This is a genomic window from Serratia sp. OLAL2, from assembly GCF_002752475.1.
Lineage (GTDB): Bacteria > Pseudomonadota > Gammaproteobacteria > Enterobacterales > Enterobacteriaceae > Serratia > Serratia bockelmannii.
In genome coordinates this window covers 195,556-214,309 of record NZ_MSTL01000004.1, presented here as the reverse complement: position 1 = coordinate 214,309, position 18,754 = coordinate 195,556, and the positions used below count along the sequence as shown (strand labels likewise).

Genomic DNA, 18,754 nt, shown 5'->3' with positions numbered 1-18,754 from the left:
TTTGCCTGGCGGCAATAGCGCGGTGGTCCCACCTGACCCCATGCCGAACTCAGAAGTGAAACGCCGTAGCGCCGATGGTAGTGTGGGGTCTCCCCATGCGAGAGTAGGACACTGCCAGGCATCAAATTAACGTTATCAGTGTGACGACTGGTAATGCGCAAATCGCAAAGCGCGAATTTGCCGGCATCGAGAGATGCAACGTAAAAGAATCGGTGGAGCGGTAGTTCAGTTGGTTAGAATACCTGCCTGTCACGCAGGGGGTCGCGGGTTCGAGCCCCGTCCGTTCCGCCACTTATTTAATTATGCCTGCTTTATTAGCAGGCATAATGTTAAGCGAGATTTAGGGGCGTAGCTCAGTTGGTAGAGCACCGGTCTCCAAAACCGGGTGTCGCGAGTTCGAGTCTCTCCGCCCCTGCCATATTAAGAACCCTTTGCGAAAGCAAAGGGTTTTTTTTTACCTATTATCCCTTCCCTTAGTGCATTCCCGCTTTGGAAAAGAGCGCTTTTGACGCTATATGCCGAGGTTTGCCCGATCCTGGCTGCTTCATGTTCTTCCGAGCTTTACCCTGCACGCCTCCGGATTCTCTTATCGTTTTGCATTATCTTCTCTCAGAAGGCGATGGGCGGCTTTTAGCATGATAGACAGTCATTACCACGATGACGGCATTTAAGGCCGCCATAATGCTTTAGGCTGCGGTATTTAAAGGTATTTTAAGTAATTGCCGAATCAAAGGTTGTTGATCGCTGTTTTGCAACCAGACGGCATACAGTGGGCGGACAATCGGCGGGATCTCGGTGGCGGCAAGCAACTGCGGATACTCTTTTTCCCACTGGCTGGGCAGGAAAGCGCATCCGCCTGTGGTTTCCAGCAACTGACGCGTCAGGTGTGCCGAGGTGGTCGTGAGTACCGGCACGTTATCACCTTCCAACATGCGGTTTTCCTGTTGGTGGAAGTCGGCCCCCCATTCCAGCTTGATGTACGGCATGGGGGATTGCTTGTCACGACGCGCGGATGAGAACAGGCGTAATGAGAAATTGCCCAGCTGCTGGCTGGCCAGTTCGTCCATCTTTGGCGGCTCAGTGGTGATCAGTAAATCGAGCTGCCTTTCATGCAGTTGCTTTACCAAAGAGTGCCTTAAGGCCACCCTGGCTTCGAGCTGCAGCGCCTCTCTTTGTTGATAGAGAGACTGCAACCAGGGGGTCAAATAAGCCTCCCACAACGAGGCAGTCGCGCCGATCGACAGCTCGGTATGTTGCAGTGAACGCACGACCTCTTTCTTCGCCAACTGCCAGGTGTTCATCAGGCTTTCGGCATAGGGCAGAAGCCGCTCGCCGGCAGGCGTCAGGCGGATGTTATTGCGATGACGGGTAAATAAATTTGCGCCCAACTGGTTTTCTAACTGACGGATGCGGAAACTGACCGCGGACTGCGTTAAGTACAAAGATTCTGCGGCTCTGCCAAAGTGACGCGTTCTACTGACCTCCAAAAAGGTTTTCAGTAATTCGGTATCCACACCTATCTCCAAAAAAATTTGTCGTTAAGATTTAAATGTTTTGTTTTACACGCTGTCAAGCCTATCTAATACTCCGCGCCATAAACAGCACGGCCATAAGAGAATTAGGAGCGTGTCAGATGGCGGATAGCTTCACCACGACCAATCGTTTTTTTGATAATAAACATTACCCTCGCGGGTTCTCCCGTCACGGCGATTTCACCATTAAAGAGGCGCAATTGCTAGAGCGTTTCGGCTACGCGTTTAACGAGCTGGACTCGGGTAAACGCCAGCCAGCGACTGAAGAAGAACAGCTGTTCGTCGCAGTGTGCCGAGGTGAGCGCGAAGCGGCTACCGAGCAGGAAAAAGTATGGGCTAAATATCTGGCGCGCACACGTCGCCCGAAGAAATTCCATACTCTGTCCGGCGGTAAACCGCAGGCTGACGCAGTGGAAGATTACAGCGACAGCGAAGACTAAAGACGATGGGGCCTGCGGGCCCCATTTTCATTCCAGACTGCGATGTAGCTGTAACAACAGACGATCCATACTGCGATAGCCCAGCGCTTCGCTGAGGTGGCGCCTGTCGAGTTCAGTATCTCCCGCCAAATCCGCCAGCGTGCGAGCCACTTTCAGGATGCGCTGCCAGGCGCGTACCGATAACCCCAGCGCGTTTAATGTCGTCTCCAAAAACTCGGCGTCCGCCGCCTGCAGAACACAATCACGTTCCACTTCACGGTTGCTCAACAGCGCGTTGACTTTACCGGCGCGTTCGAGCTGCCGGGCGCGTGCCTGCTGCACCCGTTTCCGCACCTGCTCACTGCTTTCCCCATGCGTTTTCCGCTGGCTGAGCGTACCCGGCGGTAACAGCGGCACTTCGATAGACAGATCGAAACGGTCGAGAAAAGGCCCTGACAGCCGGGCCAGATAGCGCAACACCTGCTGCGGCGAGGCGCGGTTGTGCAACCCCTGATAATGCCCTGTCGGGCTGGGGTTCATTGCCGCGATCAACTGTACTCTGGCAGGGAAACAGACCTTGGCGTTGGCGCGTGAAATCACGATCTCGCCGGATTCCAACGGCTCGCGCAGCGCATCCAGGACCTTACGCTCGAATTCCGGTAGCTCATCCAGAAACAGCACGCCGTTATGCGCCATCGAGATCTCGCCCGGACGCGGCAGTGAGCCGCCGCCGACCAATGCCGCCATCGATGCGCTGTGATGCGGCGCGCGAAACGGCCTCTGGCGCCATGGCAGAGCGCTCAGAACAGGGTGTTGCAAGCTGGCGATCGCCAGGCTTTCCAGCGCCTCAGGCTCCGTCAGCGGCGGCAGTAAGCCCGTCAGTCGGCTGGCCAGCATGGTTTTGCCTGTGCCCGGCGGCCCAATCAGCAGCAGGTTATGCCCGCCGGCGGCGGCGATCTCCAGCGCCCGCTTGGCCTGCTCCTGGCCGATGATGTCGCGCAGATCGGCGTTTTCGTACGCATTGCCGGCTGCGGGGGGTGTGACGGCCACCGGCAGTTCGCCCTGGCCGAGTAAAAAAGCACAGACCTCCAACAGGTGTTGGGCGGTATGGGATTGTGACTGTGCGATCAGGCCGACCTCGGCGGCGTTGTCCGTCGACAGGATCAATTGTCGCCCGGCGTCAGCCGCCGCCAGCGCCGCCGGGATGGCGCCTCTGACCGCACGCAGTGCGCCGGACAGCGCGAGCTCGCCAAGAAACTCGTAGCGTGCCAACGGTGCGAGGGGCAGTTGCTCGGAGGCGGCGAGGATCGCCAGCGCTATCGGCAGATCGTAACGCCCGCCTTCTTTCGGCAGATCGGCCGGTGCCAAATTGACGGTGATGCGCCGGGCGGGAAAGGTGAAACCGTTGTTGATCAGGGCGCTGCGCACCCGATCGCGCGCCTCTTTTACCGTGGTTTCCGGCAGACCGACCAGCGTCAGGCCGGGCAGGCCATTGCTGATATGCACCTCCACCGTCACGGAAGGGGCCTGAACGCCGATGATGGCGCGGCTATAGATTACCGCCAGTGACATATCGCTCTCCTTGCTGAGGGCGGCATGATGCGCGATTTATCCAGGTACCGCGCGGCGTTCTTGGCATTTTTTCCATGAAACTCGCAGCATAATCACTGATTTTCATCGAATTGAACGAGATTGTGCGAACCGCCTCGCAACCTGCGGCAATACCCATTAACAATTCGCTGAAGGCTGCAACACATTAGCGGCCCATACGCATTGCAACCATAGGGTTAACGGGTGTATTTAACAATTGATTAAAAGAAAAATCACTTCTTTAACACACTCCGACCGCCGCCGCAGTCTGCCCGGCAGCCGCTAAACCTCCTGACTTCGTACTCTACGGTAGGGATAACACTATGTTTGGTTGGACCCCGCTGCAACGCAACGCGGCAATTGCCAGTTTTTCAAGCTGGACGCTCGACGCTTTCGATTTTTTCGTGCTGGTATTTTTACTCAGCGACATCGCGCAATCTTTTCACGTCGGTCTGGAACAGGTCACGTTGGCTATTCTGCTCACGCTGGCGGTGCGCCCGATCGGCGCGCTGATCTTCGGGCGTGCGGCGGAAAAATATGGCCGCAAACCGATCCTGATGCTGAATATCGTCTTCTTTTCGGTGTTTGAGCTGCTCTCCGCCGCCGCGCCCTCGTTGACGGTCTTCTTGCTGTTACGAGTGTTGTACGGCGTTGCGATGGGCGGTATCTGGGGTGTGGCGTCGTCATTGGCGATGGAAACCATACCGGACCGCTCGCGCGGCCTGATGTCGGGCATTTTCCAGGCCGGCTATCCGTTCGGTTATCTGCTGGCGGCGGTGGTGTACGGCCTGCTGTTCGAAACGGTCGGCTGGCGCGGAATGTTCGTCATCGGCGCGGCGCCGATCCTGCTGCTGCCGTTTATTTATTATTGCGTGCAGGAGTCGCCGGTGTGGCTGGCGGCACGTGAGCGCAAAGAAAGTACGGCTTTATTGCCGGTGTTGAAGAGCCACTGGAAGCTATGCTGCTATCTGGTGCTGCTGATGGCGGCGTTCAATTTCTTCTCTCACGGCACGCAGGATCTGTATCCGGTGTTTCTGAAAGTTCAGCACGGTTTCGATCCGAAAACCGTCAGTATCATCGCCATTAGCTACAATATCGCGTCAATTATCGGTGGCGTTTTCTTCGGTTCGTTATCGGAAAAAATCGGTCGTAAAAAAGCGATCATTATCGCCGCATTGCTGGCCTTACCGGTGATCCCATTGTGGGCATTTTCCAGCGGTTCGCTAATGTTGGGGATCGGCGCTTTCCTGATGCAATTCATGGTGCAGGGCGCCTGGGGCGTGGTGCCGACCTACCTGACCGAGCTGGTGCCGGCCAACACCCGCGCGGTGCTGCCGGGGTTCGTGTACCAGCTGGGCAACCTGATCGCCTCGGTCAACGCTACGCTGCAAGCCACCATCGCCGAGCATCATGGGCATAATTACGGCCTGGCGATGGCGATCGTCGCCGGTACGGTGGCGGTGGCGATCGCCCTGTTGGTGTTCTTCGGCAAGGATACGCGCGGCAAGGCGATCACCGACGCGGTGAAAAATCCGGGCGTGCGCGCCAACGTGTGAAAGAGAGGCGATTCGCGTGAGGTATGACCAGATTGCGCCGAATAATAACGCAAAAAAAGTGTTGTCATGTCGCGCGCGGCTGTGGTACCTCTGTAAGCATTAGTTCTGAATGAGCACAGTGAACAAACCCATTATGAAAGCCTTTGCCCAAGTGATTAGCCTAGTCGTGATTAGCGTGGTGGTGATTATTATCCCACCGTGCGGGGCTGCACTTGGACGAAGAAAGGCTTAGCAAACAAGCCGGAATCGCAAGAGAACCCCCGCACCGTCAGGTCCGGGGGTTTTTTATTGGCAAGAGAAAAGTGGAGCAAGGGGCAGAGCATGAAAAACAGAACAAAATCCTGCGATTTTCGAAGTAAGGCGGGGAAATAACCATGAATGGCGCTCAGTGGGTAGTTCAAGCGTTGCGTACGCAGGGGGTGGATACCGTATTCGGCTATCCGGGCGGGGCAATCATGCCGGTGTACGATGCGCTGTACGACGGCGGCGTGGAACACCTGCTGTGCCGCCATGAACAGGGCGCCGCCATGGCCGCCATCGGCTACGCCCGCGCCACCGGCAAAGTCGGTGTCTGTATCGCCACTTCCGGCCCCGGCGCCACCAACCTGATCACCGGCCTGGCTGATGCGCTGCTCGATTCTGTTCCCGTTGTCGCCATCACTGGTCAGGTGGGGTCCGCGCTGATCGGCACCGATGCCTTTCAGGAGATCGATGTTCTCGGCCTGTCTCTGGCCTGCACCAAGCACAGCTTCCTGGTGGAATCGCTGGACGCCTTGCCGGGCATCATGGCGGAAGCGTTCGCCATCGCCGCCGGCGGCCGTCCCGGCCCGGTGCTGATCGATATCCCGAAAGACATCCAGCTGGCGCAGGGCGACCTGCATCCGCACCTGATGCCGGTCGATGAAGCGCCGGCGTTCCCGGCGGCGGCGTTGGCAGAGGCGGCCGAGCTGCTGGCGCAGGCGCACAAACCGATGCTGTACGTCGGCGGCGGCGTGGGCATGGCCCAGGCGGTGCCGGCGCTGCGCGAGTTCATCGCCGTGACCCGCATGCCGAACGTCGCCACCCTGAAGGGGCTGGGCGCGCCGGATGCGCAAGATCCGCTGTACCTCGGTATGCTGGGCATGCACGGCACCAAGGCTGCCAACCTGGCGGTGCAGGAGTGCGATCTGTTGATCGCCGTCGGCGCGCGTTTCGATGACCGCGTGACCGGCAAGCTGAACGCCTTCGCGCCGCACGCCAAAGTGATCCACATGGATATCGACCCGGCGGAGATGAGCAAGCTGCGCCAGGCGCATGTCGCCCTGCAAGGCGATTTGAAAACGTTGCTGCCGGCGTTGCAGCGCCCGCTGAACATCGCCGCCTGGCAGCAGCAGGTGATGGCGCTGAAAGCCGAGCACGCCTGCCGCTACGATCACCCCGGCCAGCCGATCTACGCGCCGCTGTTCTTGCGCCAGCTGTCCGCCCGCAAGCCGGCCAACAGCGTGGTGACCACCGACGTCGGCCAGCACCAGATGTGGAGCGCGCAGCACATGACGTTCGAGCGCCCGGAGAATTTCATCACCTCCAGCGGCCTCGGCACCATGGGGTTCGGCGTGCCGGCGGCGGTCGGGGCCCAGATCGCGCGTCCGCAAGATACGGTGATCTGCGTCTCGGGCGATGGTTCCTTCATGATGAACGTGCAGGAACTGGGCACTATCAAGCGCAAACGGCTGCCGCTGAAGATCGTGCTGCTGGACAACCAGCGTCTCGGAATGGTGCGCCAATGGCAGCAGCTGTTCTTCGACGGCCGCTACAGCGAAACCAACCTGTCCGATAACCCCGACTTCCTGATGCTGGCCGCCGCCTTCGGCATTCCCGGCCAGCGCATCAGCCGCAAGGATCAGGTGGAGGGCGCGCTCGAGGCGCTGTTCAATACCGAGGGCCCTTATCTGCTGCAGGTCTCTATCGACGAACTCGAAAACGTCTGGCCGCTGGTGCCGCCGGGCGCCGGTAACGAAACCATGTTGGAGGAAATATCATGATGCAGCATCAACTCTCGATCCAGGCGCGTTTTCGCCCCGAAATGTTAGAGCGCGTATTGCGGGTCGTGCGTCATCGCGGCTTTCAGGTTTGTGCTATGAATATGGTTTCCCCGGCCAACGCCGACAGCATCAATATCGAATTGACCGTTGCCAGCCCGCGCCCGGTCGCCCTGTTGTCATCTCAATTAAGCAAACTGATGGACGTCTCCTGCGTCGAGATCCAGCAGCCAACATCACAACAAATACGCGCCTGAGGCGCTGAGAAGGATAAATAACAATGACTAAGAAAGCCGATTACATTTGGTTCAATGGTGAGATGGTGCCTTGGGCCGAGGCCAAAGTGCACGTGATGTCGCACGCGTTGCATTACGGCACGTCGGTGTTTGAAGGCGTACGCTGCTATGACTCGCACTTGGGGCCAGTGGTATTCCGTCATCGCGAGCATATGCAGCGCCTGCACGATTCGGCGAAAATCTACCGCATGCCGGTGTCGCAAAGCGTCGACGAGCTGATGGAAGCCTGCCGCGCTACGCTGCGCAAGAACAACCTGGTCAGCGCGTACATTCGCCCGCTGGTGTTCGTCGGCGATGTCGGCATGGGCGTCAACCCGCCGGCCGGTTATAAAACGGACGTGATTATCGCGGCGTTTCCTTGGGGCGCTTATTTGGGTGAAGAAGCGCTGGATCAAGGCATCGATGCGATGGTCTCCTCCTGGCACCGCGTCGCACCAAACACGATCCCCACTGCGGCCAAGGCCGGCGGCAACTATCTTTCCTCCCTGTTGGTGGGCAGCGAAGCGCGTCGCCACGGCTATCAGGAAGGCATTGCGCTCGACGTGCACGGTTACATTTCCGAAGGGGCGGGCGAGAACCTGTTTGAAGTGAAAGACGGCGTGCTCTATACCCCGCCGTTCACCTCGTCGGCGCTGCCGGGCATCACCCGCGACGCGATCATCAAGCTGGCGAAAGACATGGGCTTCGAGGTGCGCGAGCAGGTGCTGTCGCGCGAATCGCTGTACCTGGCCGACGAAGTGTTCATGTCTGGCACCGCGGCGGAAATCACGCCGGTGCGCAGCGTGGACGGCATTCAGGTCGGCATCGGCAAATGCGGCCCGGTGACCAAACAGATCCAACAGGCGTTCTTCGGCCTGTTCAGCGGCAAGACCGAAGACAAATACGGTTGGCTGGATCCGGTAAACCCGTAACGACAAGGCTCGCCGCGCCGCGTGGCGGACGACAAGACAGACAAGATAAGAATATCCAGGCGGTTCGTTCGCCGCCTGTCATAAATACATTTGGAGTGAAAAGAGCATGCCTAAGTACCGTTCCGCCACCACCACCCATGGCCGCAATATGGCGGGTGCCCGCGCATTGTGGCGCGCGACCGGGATGACCGACGCCGATTTCGGCAAGCCGATCATCGCCGTGGTCAACTCCTTTACCCAGTTCGTGCCGGGCCACGTGCATCTGCGCGATCTGGGCAAACTGGTCGCCGAACAGATCGAAGCCTCCGGCGGCGTGGCCAAAGAGTTCAACACCATCGCGGTGGATGACGGCATCGCCATGGGCCACGGCGGCATGCTCTATTCCTTGCCGTCGCGCGAGCTGATCGCCGACTCGGTCGAATACATGGTGAACGCCCACTGCGCCGACGCGATGGTGTGCATCTCCAACTGTGACAAGATCACCCCGGGCATGCTGATGGCGGCGTTGCGCCTGAACATTCCGGTGATCTTCGTTTCCGGCGGCCCGATGGAAGCTGGCAAAACCAAACTCTCCAACCAGATCATCAAGTTGGATCTGGTAGACGCGATGATCCAGGGTGCGAACCCGAACGTCAGCGACGCCGACAGCGAGCAGATCGAGCGTTCCGCCTGCCCGACCTGCGGCTCCTGCTCCGGCATGTTTACCGCCAACTCGATGAACTGCCTGACCGAAGCGCTGGGCCTGTCGCAGCCGGGCAACGGCTCGCTGCTGGCCACCCACGCCGATCGCAAGGAACTGTTCCTCAACGCCGGCAAGCGCATCGTCGAGCTGACCAAACGCTATTACGAGCAGGACGACGAGAGCGCGCTGCCGCGCAATATCGCCAACAAGGCGGCGTTTGAAAACGCCATGACGCTGGACATCGCCATGGGCGGCTCGACCAACACCGTGCTGCACCTGCTGGCTTCGGCGCAGGAAGGCGAGGTGGACTTCACCATGGAAGACATCGATCGCCTGTCGCGCAAAGTGCCGCACCTGTGCAAGGTGGCGCCGAGCACGCAGAAATATCACATGGAAGACGTGCACCGCGCCGGCGGCGTGATCGGCATCCTTGGCGAGTTGGATCGCGCCGGCTTGCTGAACCGCGAGGTGAACAACGTGTTGGGGCTGACCCTGCCGCAGACGCTGGAAGCTTACGACGTGATGCTGACCCGCGACGAAAGCGTCAAGAAAATGTACTCTGCCGGGCCGGCCGGTATCCGCACCACGCAGGCATTCTCTCAGGATTGCCGCTGGGATTCGCTGGACACCGACCGCAAGGAAGGCTGCATCCGCACCCGTGAGCACGCCTACAGTCAGGACGGCGGGTTGGCGGTACTGTACGGCAACCTGGCGGAAAACGGCTGCATCGTCAAAACCGCCGGCGTGGACAAAGAAATCCTCACCTTCCGCGGCCCGGCCAAAGTGTATGAAAGCCAGGACGACGCGGTAGAAGCGATCCTCGGCGGCAAAGTGGTGGCGGGCGACGTAGTGGTGATTCGCTACGAAGGGCCGAAAGGCGGGCCGGGCATGCAGGAAATGCTTTACCCAACCACCTACCTGAAATCGATGGGGCTGGGCAAGGCGTGTGCGCTGATCACCGACGGGCGTTTCTCCGGCGGCACCTCCGGGTTGTCCATCGGCCACGCTTCGCCGGAAGCGGCCAACGGCGGCCTGATCGCCCTGGTGCAGGACGGCGACATGATCGCGATCGACATTCCTCATCGCGGCATCCAGCTGGATGTCAGCGAGCAGGAGTTGGCGGCGCGGCATGAGGCGGAACTGGCGCGCGGCGACGCGGCCTGGACGCCGAAAAACCGTGAACGTCAGGTGTCCTTCGCGCTGCGCGCCTACGCCTCGTTGGCCACCAGCGCCGACAAAGGCGCGGTGCGCGACAAGAGCAAACTGGGGGGATAAGCAGCATGGCGGTCTCTCAACCCCTACCCAGCGCCCCCTGCGGCGCGGAATATCTGCGAGCGGTACTGCGCTCGCCGGTTTACGAGGTGGCGCAGGTCACCCCGTTGCAGGCCATGAGCAAAATCTCTTCGCGTCTCGGCAACACCATTTTGGTGAAGCGCGAAGATCGCCAGCCGGTGCACAGCTTCAAGCTGCGCGGGGCCTATGCGATGATCGCCGGGCTGGACGAAGAGCAGAAGGCGCGCGGCGTCGTGACGGCTTCGGCCGGCAACCACGCGCAGGGCGTCGCCTTCTCCGGTAAACGGCTGGGGATCAAAACGCTGATCGTGATGCCGGTGTCCACCGCGGACATCAAGGTGGATGCGGTGCGCGGCTTCGGCGGCGAAGTGTTGCTGCACGGCGCTAATTTCGACGAGGCCAAAGCGAAGGCAATCGAGCTTTCCCATCAGCAAGGCATGACTTTCGTGCCGCCGTTCGATCACCCGACGGTGATCGCCGGGCAGGGCACGCTGGCGATGGAGCTGTTGCAGCAAGACGCGCATTTGGATCGGGTCTTCGTACCGGTCGGCGGCGGCGGCTTGGCCGCCGGGGTGGCCGTGCTGATCAAACAGCTGATGCCGCAGATCAAAGTGATCGGCGTCGAAGCGGAAGACTCCGCCTGTCTGCGCGCGGCGCTGGATGCCGGCCATCCGGTGGATCTGGCGCGCGTCGGGCTGTTCGCCGAAGGCGTGGCGGTGAAGCGCATCGGCGACGAAACGTTCCGCCTGTGCCGTGAGTATCTGGACGACGTGATCACCGTGGACAGCGACGCCATCTGCGCGGCGGTCAAAGATCTGTTCGAGGACGTGCGCGCCATTGCCGAACCTTCCGGCGCGCTGGCTTTGGCGGGGCTGAAAAAGTACGTCCAGCAGCACAACATTCAGGGCGAGCGGCTGGCGCACGTGCTGTCCGGCGCCAATCTCAACTTCCACGGACTGCGCTATGTTTCCGAGCGTTGCGAATTGGGCGAACAGCGCGAAGCGCTGCTGGCGGTGACCATTCCGGAACAGCAGGGCAGCTTCCTCAAGTTCTGCCAACTGCTGGGCGGCCGCTCGGTGACCGAATTCAACTACCGGTACGCCGATGCCGACAACGCCTGCATTTTCGTCGGCGTGCGGCTGACGCGCGGCCACCCCGAACGGCGGGAGATCATCGACGAACTCAACGCCGACGGTTACCAGGTGGTGGATCTGTCGGACGACGAGATGGCCAAGCTGCACGTGCGCTACATGGTGGGCGGGCGTCCGTCGAAGCCGCTGCGCGAACGGCTGTACAGCTTTGAATTTCCGGAGTCGCCGGGCGCGCTGCTGAAGTTCCTGCAAACGCTGGGCACGCACTGGAACATTTCGCTGTTCCACTATCGCAGCCACGGTACCGACTTCGGCCGGGTGCTGGCGGCCTTCGAGCTGGCGCAATCCGAGCCGGAATTCGAGCGGCACCTGCAGGCGTTGGGCTACGATTGCCACGATGAAACCGACAACCCGGCGTTCCGCTTCTTTTTGCAGGGGTGAGTCGGATTGATAAGTAACCGTGACGCATGAGTCAGTTTATGGGTTGTGCGGTTGTGATTTTGTCGTGCATTTTTATACTGCCAAGACTTCTGACGTATAGGGATGCACGACAATGAAAACTGCTTTTTCTACGCCGTTCGGTTCTCCCGAAGACGATTTGACCAACGCCGAGTTTGCCCGCCTGTTGGGCAATACCGGCGTACAAGAATTCTATCGCGATATTAATCTGCAAGCCTTGCAGGACTCGCTGGACTGCAGCCTCGCCTTTCATGGCGTGGGAATTATTTTTTCCGACGGGCAAAACTCATTTTTAGTCCGCCCGACGCAGCACACCGGTTACTCGAACGCTTCGCAGGTTACCCACGTGGTCATCAGCAAAACGGTGGCTCATACCTCGCGCGTTGCCGCGACCAATACGCTGTCGGAAGCGTTGAGCAAACCCAGCGTCAGCAAAGAGCTGGCCTCGGCCGCGCTGTCGTGTGGAACGCTGCTGGTATCGGTCTTTTTACTGGCGTCGGGCAGCGTCGCCGTGCCATTTACCGGCGGTACCAGCTCAGCGGTGGCTTATCTGGGCTATGCCGGCATGGCCGCCAGCGCGTTGCAGTGCGGTAATGGGCTGTACCGCGTCAACAAGCTTTATGACGGGAAAGGCGATGAATTGGCTCAGCTCGATTCAGAGCAGTGGTATATCGCCACCAGTACCGTGCTCGATGTGATCTCGCTGGCCAGCGCCGGGGCCGCCCTGAAGGAAGCGACGATGACCTATCGCGCCATGCGCCGCATTTCGGCGCGCAAGGCGACGGAGTGGCTGAAAAGCATGCCCCGCAGCGAAAGGAAGCGACTGACCGAAAACATCATTCGGGCGGAAAATCCGGGAATTTCCAACAACGTCTTGAAAGAGATGGTGAAGAACGGCCTGTACCCGAAACGCTACCCGACGGAAGCGATCCAAAACGGGCTGCGCCAGCAATTGCACTCTGCGCTCAATAACGCGTTGACGTTTGTCGGCAGCGGCATCAGCGGCACCCTGTCGGCGCCGGTGAATGTGAAAACCACCGGGCAGTATTTTGTGGGCATTATGCAGAAATTGCCGCAGATGGTGAGGTAATGGCGGAGTGGATGATTAAACGCCTGATCGTGCAGGGTCGGGAGATGGAAAGCCAAATCGCGGCGCGCGATCGCGCTCTTTTCGCCGGTGTGGATGCGCAGCTCGAGCAGCATTTCATGACGCCGGGCCAGCGGTTGTCGCCGCCGGGCGTCGGCAACGTCATGTTGCTGATGGTGTGCCTGACGCTGGGGCTGGCGGGCGTGATGGGTCTGGTCACGGATGTGGCGGCCGCCTGGAGCGGCAAGACCTCCGCCGCCGTGTTGATGGGCAGCGGCGCGATCGTGGCGGTGTGGATGACGTTGATCCTGTTCCAACTGGTGCAGGGTAAAAACAGCGGGGTGGTATTGTTGCAATATTACCTTGGCATGCTCGGTCTGTGTTGCCTCGGCGCCGCGGCGGCGTGGGCGGCGGGCATGACCGGCATCGCCACCGGCGCCCTGCTGCTGGGGGGCGTGGTTGGCGGTGCGCTGTTCAGCAACCGGGCGGCGTTCTACCTGTATGTCGCCTATTTCCGCACGCGTCGGCGCGTGTTTATCAAACGCCGTTGGCAGAGGGAAGATCTGCGCAACACCCGATAAACCGTCAGAACGGAAAAACTTATGACGCAACCTTTCTCCGGCTTTAGCCAGCAGGGCCTGAATTTCCTGCAGCAGGTGCGGATCGAGAACGATAAGGCCTGGTTCGACGGCAATCGCGACATCTACGATCGCGAGCTGCTGGCGCCGTTTCGCGCGCTGGTGGAGCAACTGGCTCCCGGCATGCTGGCGATCGACCCGCAGTTCGAGACCCGCCCGGCGATCGGCAAAACGCTGTCGCGCATTCATCGCGATACGCGGTTTTCTCACGATAAATCGCGCTACCGCAGCCGCATGTGGCTGACGTTCAAGCGCCCGAGTAAAGACTGGAAAGACGCGCCGGTCTACTTTTCCGAACTGGGGCCGGACATGCTGCGCTATGGGCTCGGCTACTACAGCGCCAACAAGCCGACCATGGATCTGTTCCGCCATACGCTGAGGCAGCGGCCGCAGCCTTTCCTGGAGGTGGCCGCCTGCTGCCGGCCGCCGTTCGAGCTGGTGGGCGAGCGCTACAAGCGCCCGCTGGTGAAGGAACAGGCGGCGGAGATCGCCACCTGGTACAACCGCAAGTCGTTTGCGGTGATGGTGACGGACAGCGAAGTGGAAAAGCTGTTCAACGCCGATCTGGCGCCGCTGCTGGCCGGGGCATTTTTGCAGCTTGAGCCGCTCTACCACTGGTTGATGCAGGTAGAGACGATGAAGCAGATCGATCCGGCGGACCTTTGAAACCCCGCGTCAGCGAGGATGCAGCAACCGCCAAAAGGCGTCGATCAACGGATCGCTGAGGCGTTTTTTCTGAACGCAGACCCCCAGTTCAAACGGTTCGACCATCGAGATGTTATCCAGCTGCGAGATGCGGTTACGTACCGGCTCCGGGCTGTTGTCCACCACCACGCTTGGGATCAGCGCGATGCCGCAGCCCAGGGCCACCATCGACACGATGGCCTCGTGGCCGCCGACGGTAGCGTAAATCAGCGGATTGCTGATGCGATGGCGGCGGAACCACAGCTCGATGCGTTTTCGCGAGGGGCCGTGCTCCGGCAGGATGAACGGGATCTCGGCCCAGTCGGGCTTGTCGGCGAACGCCTGGCTGCGCACCGCACAGGGCAGCGCCGGCGCGATCAGCACCAGCGGAATTTCGCCGATTTTGGTGAACGCCACGCTGGCGGGCAGCGTTTCCGGCCGGCCGGCGATGCCGAGATCGGCCTCGTTGGATTGCACCTTGTCGACCGCGTCGGCGGCATCGCCGGTGGTCAGCTTAATCTCTACCAGCGGGTGCTGCGCACGAAAGCGATCGAGGATCGGCGGCAGGTGGCTGTACGCCGCGGTCACCGAGCAGAACAGCCGCAGTTCGCCGCTCAGCGAAGGGCCGTGCTGGCCGAGCGAGTGCTTCAGCTGCTGATACTGCAGCAGCGTTTGCTGGGCGAATTCTTTCAGCTGTTCGCCGGCGTCGGTGAGCTGCACGGTGCGGTTATCGCGCAGGAACAGCGGCTGCCCGAGGATCTCTTCCAGCCGCTGGATCTGGCGGGAGAGCGTCGACGGGCTGACGTGCATCGCCTTGGCGGTGCGCCCGAAGTGATGGCTTTCGGCCAGATGCAAGAACAGCTTTAAATCACGTAAATCCATATCGATACGCTCGCAGTGAGAGTGTTGCAAAAATTGCAATGTCACGTTCTCAATATATCAATTTAAGCAACGCATTTCCTGTTATACATTGAGTTTAACGAATCTCCGCACAGACAGGGCGGGGAATGAAAATAACAATGCAAGACAACATCAAACCGGAGTACCACCATGGCTAACTATTTCAACACATTGAACCTGCGTCAGCAGTTGGCGCAATTGGGTAAATGCCGCTTTATGGCGCGCGACGAATTTGCTGACGAAGCCGGCTACCTGAAAGGTAAAAAAGTGGTGATTGTCGGCTGTGGCGCCCAGGGCCTGAACCAGGGGCTCAACATGCGCGATTCCGGTCTGGATGTCGCCTATGCCCTGCGCAAAGAAGCGATCGACGAGAAGCGCGCTTCCTGGCGCAAGGCGACCGAAAACGGCTTTAAGGTCGGCACCTACGAAGACCTGATCCCGCAGGCGGATCTGGTGGTCAACCTGACGCCGGACAAGCAGCACTCTTCCGTAGTGCGCGCGGTGCAGCCGCTGATGAAAGACGGCGCGGCGCTGGGTTACTCCCACGGCTTCAACATCGTTGAAGTGGGTGAGCAGGTGCGCAAAGACATCACCGTGGTGATGGTCGCGCCGAAGTGTCCGGGCACCGAAGTGCGTGAAGAGTACAAGCGCGGCTTCGGCGTGCCGACCCTGATTGCGGTTCACCCGGAAAACGATCCGAAAGGCGAAGGCATGGCGATCGCCAAGGCCTGGGCGGCGGCGACCGGCGGCCACCGCGCCGGCGTGCTGGAGTCTTCCTTCGTCGCTGAAGTGAAATCCGATTTGATGGGCGAGCAGACTATTCTGTGCGGCATGCTGCAGGCGGGTTCGCTGCTGTGCTTCGACAAGCTGGTTGCTGAGGGTACCGATCCGGCTTACGCCGAGAAACTGATTCAGTTCGGCTGGGAAACCATCACCGAAGCGCTGAAGCAGGGCGGTATCACCCTGATGATGGATCGCCTGTCCAACCCGGCCAAGCTGCGTGCCTATGCGCTGTCCGAACAGCTGAAAACCATCATGGCACCGCTGTTCCAGAAGCACATGGACGACATCATCTCCGGCGCTTTCTCCAGCGGCATGATGGCCGACTGGGCGGAAGACGACGTGAAACTGCTGACCTGGCGCGAAGAGACCGGCAAAACCGCGTTCGAGAATGCGCCGCAGTTTGAAGGCAAGATCGGTGAACAAGAGTACTTCGATCATGGCGTGCTGATGGTGGCGATGGTGAAAGCAGGCGTCGAGCTGGCGTTCGAAACCATGGTCGATGCCGGTATCATCGAAGAGTCGGCTTACTACGAGTCACTGCACGAGCTGCCGTTGATCGCCAACACCATTGCGCGTAAGCGTCTGTATGAAATGAACGTGGTCATCTCCGATACCGCGGAGTACGGCAACTACCTGTTCGCCAACGCGGCGGTGCCGTTGCTGAAAGACTTCATGACCACTCTGCAGGCGGGCGATTTGGGCAAAGCCGTGGCGGGTACGGCGGTGGACAACGCGCAACTGCGCGACGTGAATGAAGCGGTGCGCAGCCACCCTATCGAAACCGTTGGCCGTAAACTGCGTGGCTACATGACTGACATGAAACGCATCGCCGTCGCGGGCTGATTTTCCGCAAGGCAAAGCACAAAGAGCCGGCAGCGATGCCGGCTTTTTTATGCTTCCGGCGGTGCGATAAGCTGCCGCTCGAGACAGCGCCGGATCGCGTGTTTGGCGTTCGTGACCCCCAGCTTACGCACCGCATTGCCGATGTGAAACTTCACCGTACGGGTTTTGATCCCCAGGATCAGTGCGATCTCATGGTAGGTTTTGCCCTGGCTGGCCCAGTAGAGGATCTCCCCTTCGCGCGGCGAGAGCCGGTCTGTCCGGCTCGCCTCGGCGCTGGCCAAGGCCAGGGCGTGCTGGTGGGTATCGACCAATACCATCTGCAGGCTGGCCCTCTCGTCTTCCATCAGCTGCCGCAGATCGGCGTCATCGGCCGCCGTGGCGCTGATCGACAGGATCGCCAGGTTGTTGTCGTGATCGTGCAAAACAAAGCTGCAGCCGTGCACGATGTCGTATTCCCGCGCCTGGCTGAAGATCTTCCGGTAATGCCGATCCTCGGTGGTGACGGGGGTGTCGTGCCACATGAAGGGCGCGCAGCGGCTATGGGCGGCGCGCACGACGGGATCGATGCGCTGATAACGATTGGCGCTGTAGATGTCCAGCCATTCTTGCGGGTAGCTTGAGACCAGCAGATGGCGATCGGGACGGTGTTTATTGAAGGTCAAATAAGCGTATTTGAATTGGCTGAAGGCGTGCAGTCGGCCGTCAAGATGCAGTCTTGCGGCGACGGCGTTGGCGAATGCGACGGCCATCGGTAACCTCCCTGTCGTTCGGCGATTCAGCCCGACCTGCACCAAAGTCCAGCTAGTCAGTGCGGCGGATTGAAATTTATACTCGGCTAATAAATTCAAAAAGGCGGCAATGCCAAGACCTGAGCTTAGCAGTTCTGGGTATCAATAAGCCAACGCCAGGGAAATTCTTTCAATTATCCTCTCATCAATATGTCTGGGATCCATTGCGCCGGCGGCGAGGCCACCTCGCCGCCGCCTTATTGGCTATGCGGGCATTGCCGTTGCGGGAATGATGGCGCCGCGATGTTGGATCACCGTCGCGGCAAGCCGGTGGCCGCGCTGTGCCGCCTGCTGGGCGCTGCCGCCGTTCAGGCGTACCGCCAGGTAACCGGCGCTGAAAGAGTCGCCTGCTGCGGTGGTATCCACCACGCGCTCCGGCGGCAGTGCGATCGCCGGTACCTCAAGCCGCTCTCCCTCCACGCTGAACACCAGACAGGCATCCGCGCCGCGTTTGATAACGATCTCGCCGACGCCGAGCGCCTGTGTGCGTGCCACCACCTGTTCAACCGGCTGTGCTCCCCACAGCAACGCTTCGTCATCCAGCGTCAGGAAGGCGATGTCGGTGCAGGCCAGCACCTCGCGGTAGGCCAGCTGCGTTTCCTCACGGCTTTGCCACAGGCGCGGACGGTAGTTGTTGTCGAAGATAACCTGGCCGCCGTTGGCGCGGCAGCGGCGCAACAGCGCCAGCAGCTTCGTGCGGTCGGCAGGCGCGAGGATCGCCAGGCTAATGCCGCTGAGATACAGGTAATCGAACTGCGCCAGCCGGGCACACAGTGCGTCGGCCTGCGGTCCCGCAAGCCAATACCGGGCGGCGGCGTCGTTGCGCCAGTAGTAAAAGGTGCGTTCGCCGGCGGCGTCGGTTTCGATCACGTACAGGCCCGGCAGTTTGTTGTCCAACTGCTGAATCAACCCGGTTTCGATGTTCTCCTGCCGCCAGGCCAGCAGCATCTCGCCGCTGAAGCTGTCGGTGCCGAGTGCGGTGACGTAATGTACCTGCAGCGTCTGTTCCGGCATTTGGCGGGCAAGGTAGACGGCGGTGTTGAGGGTATCGCCGCCAAAGCCGCGCGTCAGCTGTGCGCCCTGCTGTGACAGCTCGATCATGCATTCGCCGATCACGGCGAGATTTCGGATAGTCATCGTCAATAAGCCCTGGCTAAAGAAGAAGCAACAGCCGCCAGTCTCCA

General features: G+C 60.1%; 17 protein-coding genes, 2 tRNA genes and 1 rRNA gene. 15 read left to right on the top strand and 5 right to left on the bottom strand.

Annotation, left to right across the window (positions count from 1 at the left end):
- The first annotated feature begins 4 nt into the window (after positions 1 to 4).
- The 3 genes from rrf to BVU99_RS05600 all read left to right on the top strand — a co-directional run bounded on the left by rrf (position 5) and on the right by BVU99_RS05600 (position 418).
- Positions 5 to 120: ribosomal RNA gene (gene rrf / locus BVU99_RS05610) — 5S ribosomal RNA — on the top strand.
- 94 nt (positions 121 to 214) lie between these two features.
- Positions 215 to 291 (top strand) — tRNA-Asp (locus tag BVU99_RS05605).
- 51 nt (positions 292 to 342) lie between these two features.
- Positions 343 to 418 (top strand) — tRNA-Trp (locus BVU99_RS05600).
- A 268-nt stretch (positions 419 to 686) separates the two neighbouring features.
- Here BVU99_RS05600 and hdfR read toward each other — a convergent pair.
- Positions 687 to 1,514: an HTH-type transcriptional regulator HdfR gene (gene hdfR, locus BVU99_RS05595; RefSeq protein ID WP_094141939.1), complete on the bottom strand. Its 828-nt coding sequence runs from the start codon at positions 1,512 to 1,514 to the stop codon at positions 687 to 689.
- Between the two features lie 119 nt (positions 1,515 to 1,633).
- Here hdfR and BVU99_RS05590 point away from each other — a divergent pair, with 119 nt between their 5' ends.
- Entirely contained in the window at positions 1,634 to 1,972 is a 339-nt protein-coding gene (locus tag BVU99_RS05590; protein WP_004929946.1) for a DUF413 domain-containing protein, read from the top strand.
- Positions 1,973 to 1,999: 27 nt separating this feature from the next.
- Here BVU99_RS05590 and BVU99_RS05585 read toward each other — a convergent pair whose 3' ends face one another.
- On the bottom strand, positions 2,000 to 3,523 hold the full coding sequence (locus BVU99_RS05585) for a YifB family Mg chelatase-like AAA ATPase (RefSeq protein WP_049205986.1): 1,524 nt from the start codon (positions 3,521 to 3,523) through the stop codon (positions 2,000 to 2,002).
- A gap of 341 nt (positions 3,524 to 3,864) precedes the next feature.
- Here BVU99_RS05585 and BVU99_RS05580 point away from each other — a divergent pair, with 341 nt between their 5' ends.
- The 10 genes from BVU99_RS05580 to BVU99_RS05535 all read left to right on the top strand — a co-directional run bounded on the left by BVU99_RS05580 (position 3,865) and on the right by BVU99_RS05535 (position 14,238).
- Complete coding sequence (locus BVU99_RS05580) at positions 3,865 to 5,097, top strand: MFS transporter (RefSeq protein ID WP_025304644.1); 1,233 nt, start codon at positions 3,865 to 3,867, stop codon at positions 5,095 to 5,097.
- A gap of 133 nt (positions 5,098 to 5,230) precedes the next feature.
- Positions 5,231 to 5,329: an ilv operon leader peptide gene (ilvL, locus tag BVU99_RS05575; RefSeq protein WP_013814970.1), complete on the top strand. Its 99-nt coding sequence runs from the start codon at positions 5,231 to 5,233 to the stop codon at positions 5,327 to 5,329.
- 142 nt (positions 5,330 to 5,471) lie between these two features.
- Positions 5,472 to 7,118 carry an acetolactate synthase 2 catalytic subunit gene (gene ilvG, locus BVU99_RS05570; RefSeq protein WP_060448494.1) on the top strand — a complete coding sequence of 549 codons (1,647 nt, stop codon included), beginning with the start codon at positions 5,472 to 5,474 and terminating at the stop codon, positions 7,116 to 7,118.
- The gene (gene ilvM / locus BVU99_RS05565) at positions 7,115 to 7,372 is read left to right on the top strand and encodes an acetolactate synthase 2 small subunit (RefSeq protein ID WP_004929955.1); all 258 of its coding nucleotides are present in this window, start codon (positions 7,115 to 7,117) and stop codon (positions 7,370 to 7,372) included. The genes ilvG and ilvM overlap by 4 nt, the downstream gene beginning before the upstream one ends.
- 23 nt (positions 7,373 to 7,395) lie before the next feature.
- Positions 7,396 to 8,322, top strand: coding sequence for a branched-chain amino acid transaminase (locus BVU99_RS05560; RefSeq protein ID WP_016930475.1), 927 nt, complete (start codon positions 7,396 to 7,398; stop codon positions 8,320 to 8,322).
- 106 nt (positions 8,323 to 8,428) lie between these two features.
- Positions 8,429 to 10,279, top strand: a complete 1,851-nt coding sequence (gene ilvD, locus BVU99_RS05555) for a dihydroxy-acid dehydratase (protein WP_015379395.1) — start codon at positions 8,429 to 8,431, stop codon at positions 10,277 to 10,279.
- A gap of 5 nt (positions 10,280 to 10,284) precedes the next feature.
- A complete protein-coding gene (gene ilvA, locus BVU99_RS05550) occupies positions 10,285 to 11,829 on the top strand; it encodes a threonine ammonia-lyase, biosynthetic (RefSeq protein WP_043142923.1) in 1,545 nt (514 codons plus the stop codon).
- A 112-nt stretch (positions 11,830 to 11,941) separates the two neighbouring features.
- Entirely contained in the window at positions 11,942 to 12,937 is a 996-nt protein-coding gene (locus tag BVU99_RS05545; protein ID WP_025304642.1) for a hypothetical protein, read from the top strand.
- The gene (locus BVU99_RS05540; RefSeq protein WP_025304641.1) at positions 12,937 to 13,515 is read left to right on the top strand and encodes a hypothetical protein; all 579 of its coding nucleotides are present in this window, start codon (positions 12,937 to 12,939) and stop codon (positions 13,513 to 13,515) included. Before BVU99_RS05545 ends, BVU99_RS05540 begins: the two co-directional genes overlap by 1 nt.
- A gap of 21 nt (positions 13,516 to 13,536) precedes the next feature.
- Positions 13,537 to 14,238: a DUF2461 domain-containing protein gene (locus BVU99_RS05535; RefSeq protein ID WP_099817034.1), complete on the top strand. Its 702-nt coding sequence runs from the start codon at positions 13,537 to 13,539 to the stop codon at positions 14,236 to 14,238.
- Positions 14,239 to 14,247: 9 nt separating this feature from the next.
- On the opposite strand, the gene ilvY is transcribed toward BVU99_RS05535, so the two are convergent.
- Complete coding sequence (ilvY, locus tag BVU99_RS05530; protein WP_004929971.1) at positions 14,248 to 15,138, bottom strand: HTH-type transcriptional activator IlvY; 891 nt, start codon at positions 15,136 to 15,138, stop codon at positions 14,248 to 14,250.
- 168 nt (positions 15,139 to 15,306) lie between these two features.
- Here ilvY and ilvC point away from each other — a divergent pair, with 168 nt between their 5' ends.
- The gene (gene ilvC, locus BVU99_RS05525; protein WP_025304638.1) at positions 15,307 to 16,782 is read left to right on the top strand and encodes a ketol-acid reductoisomerase; all 1,476 of its coding nucleotides are present in this window, start codon (positions 15,307 to 15,309) and stop codon (positions 16,780 to 16,782) included.
- 47 nt (positions 16,783 to 16,829) lie between these two features.
- Here ilvC and BVU99_RS05520 read toward each other — a convergent pair whose 3' ends face one another.
- Together BVU99_RS05520 and BVU99_RS05515 are read right to left on the bottom strand one after the other, a co-directional pair.
- Positions 16,830 to 17,531: a LuxR family transcriptional regulator gene (locus BVU99_RS05520; RefSeq protein WP_099817033.1), complete on the bottom strand. Its 702-nt coding sequence runs from the start codon at positions 17,529 to 17,531 to the stop codon at positions 16,830 to 16,832.
- A gap of 243 nt (positions 17,532 to 17,774) precedes the next feature.
- Positions 17,775 to 18,707: a sugar kinase gene (locus BVU99_RS05515; protein ID WP_099817032.1), complete on the bottom strand. Its 933-nt coding sequence runs from the start codon at positions 18,705 to 18,707 to the stop codon at positions 17,775 to 17,777.
- Positions 18,708 to 18,754: the final 47 nt, after the last annotated feature.

What these genes read in the sequence shown, in the direction of transcription:
- BVU99_RS05545 (WP_025304642.1), top strand. Translation starts at nt 11,942, where the DNA reads ATGAAAACTGCTTTTTCTACGCCGTTCGGTTCTCCCGAAGACGATTTG.
- ilvD (WP_015379395.1), top strand. Translation starts at nt 8,429, where the DNA reads ATGCCTAAGTACCGTTCCGCCACCACCACCCATGGCCGCAATATGGCG.
- ilvL (WP_013814970.1), top strand. Translation starts at nt 5,231, where the DNA reads ATGAAAGCCTTTGCCCAAGTGATTAGCCTAGTCGTGATTAGCGTGGTG.
- BVU99_RS05590 (WP_004929946.1), top strand. Translation starts at nt 1,634, where the DNA reads ATGGCGGATAGCTTCACCACGACCAATCGTTTTTTTGATAATAAACAT.
- BVU99_RS05585 (WP_049205986.1), bottom strand. Translation starts at nt 3,523, where the DNA reads ATGTCACTGGCGGTAATCTATAGCCGCGCCATCATCGGCGTTCAGGCC.
- BVU99_RS05560 (WP_016930475.1), top strand. Translation starts at nt 7,396, where the DNA reads ATGACTAAGAAAGCCGATTACATTTGGTTCAATGGTGAGATGGTGCCT.
- BVU99_RS05540 (WP_025304641.1), top strand. Translation starts at nt 12,937, where the DNA reads ATGGCGGAGTGGATGATTAAACGCCTGATCGTGCAGGGTCGGGAGATG.
- BVU99_RS05580 (WP_025304644.1), top strand. Translation starts at nt 3,865, where the DNA reads ATGTTTGGTTGGACCCCGCTGCAACGCAACGCGGCAATTGCCAGTTTT.
- BVU99_RS05515 (WP_099817032.1), bottom strand. Translation starts at nt 18,707, where the DNA reads ATGACTATCCGAAATCTCGCCGTGATCGGCGAATGCATGATCGAGCTG.
- ilvG (WP_060448494.1), top strand. Translation starts at nt 5,472, where the DNA reads ATGAATGGCGCTCAGTGGGTAGTTCAAGCGTTGCGTACGCAGGGGGTG.
- ilvC (WP_025304638.1), top strand. Translation starts at nt 15,307, where the DNA reads ATGGCTAACTATTTCAACACATTGAACCTGCGTCAGCAGTTGGCGCAA.
- BVU99_RS05535 (WP_099817034.1), top strand. Translation starts at nt 13,537, where the DNA reads ATGACGCAACCTTTCTCCGGCTTTAGCCAGCAGGGCCTGAATTTCCTG.
- ilvM (WP_004929955.1), top strand. Translation starts at nt 7,115, where the DNA reads ATGATGCAGCATCAACTCTCGATCCAGGCGCGTTTTCGCCCCGAAATG.
- BVU99_RS05520 (WP_099817033.1), bottom strand. Translation starts at nt 17,531, where the DNA reads ATGGCCGTCGCATTCGCCAACGCCGTCGCCGCAAGACTGCATCTTGAC.
- ilvA (WP_043142923.1), top strand. Translation starts at nt 10,285, where the DNA reads ATGGCGGTCTCTCAACCCCTACCCAGCGCCCCCTGCGGCGCGGAATAT.
- ilvY (WP_004929971.1), bottom strand. Translation starts at nt 15,138, where the DNA reads ATGGATTTACGTGATTTAAAGCTGTTCTTGCATCTGGCCGAAAGCCAT.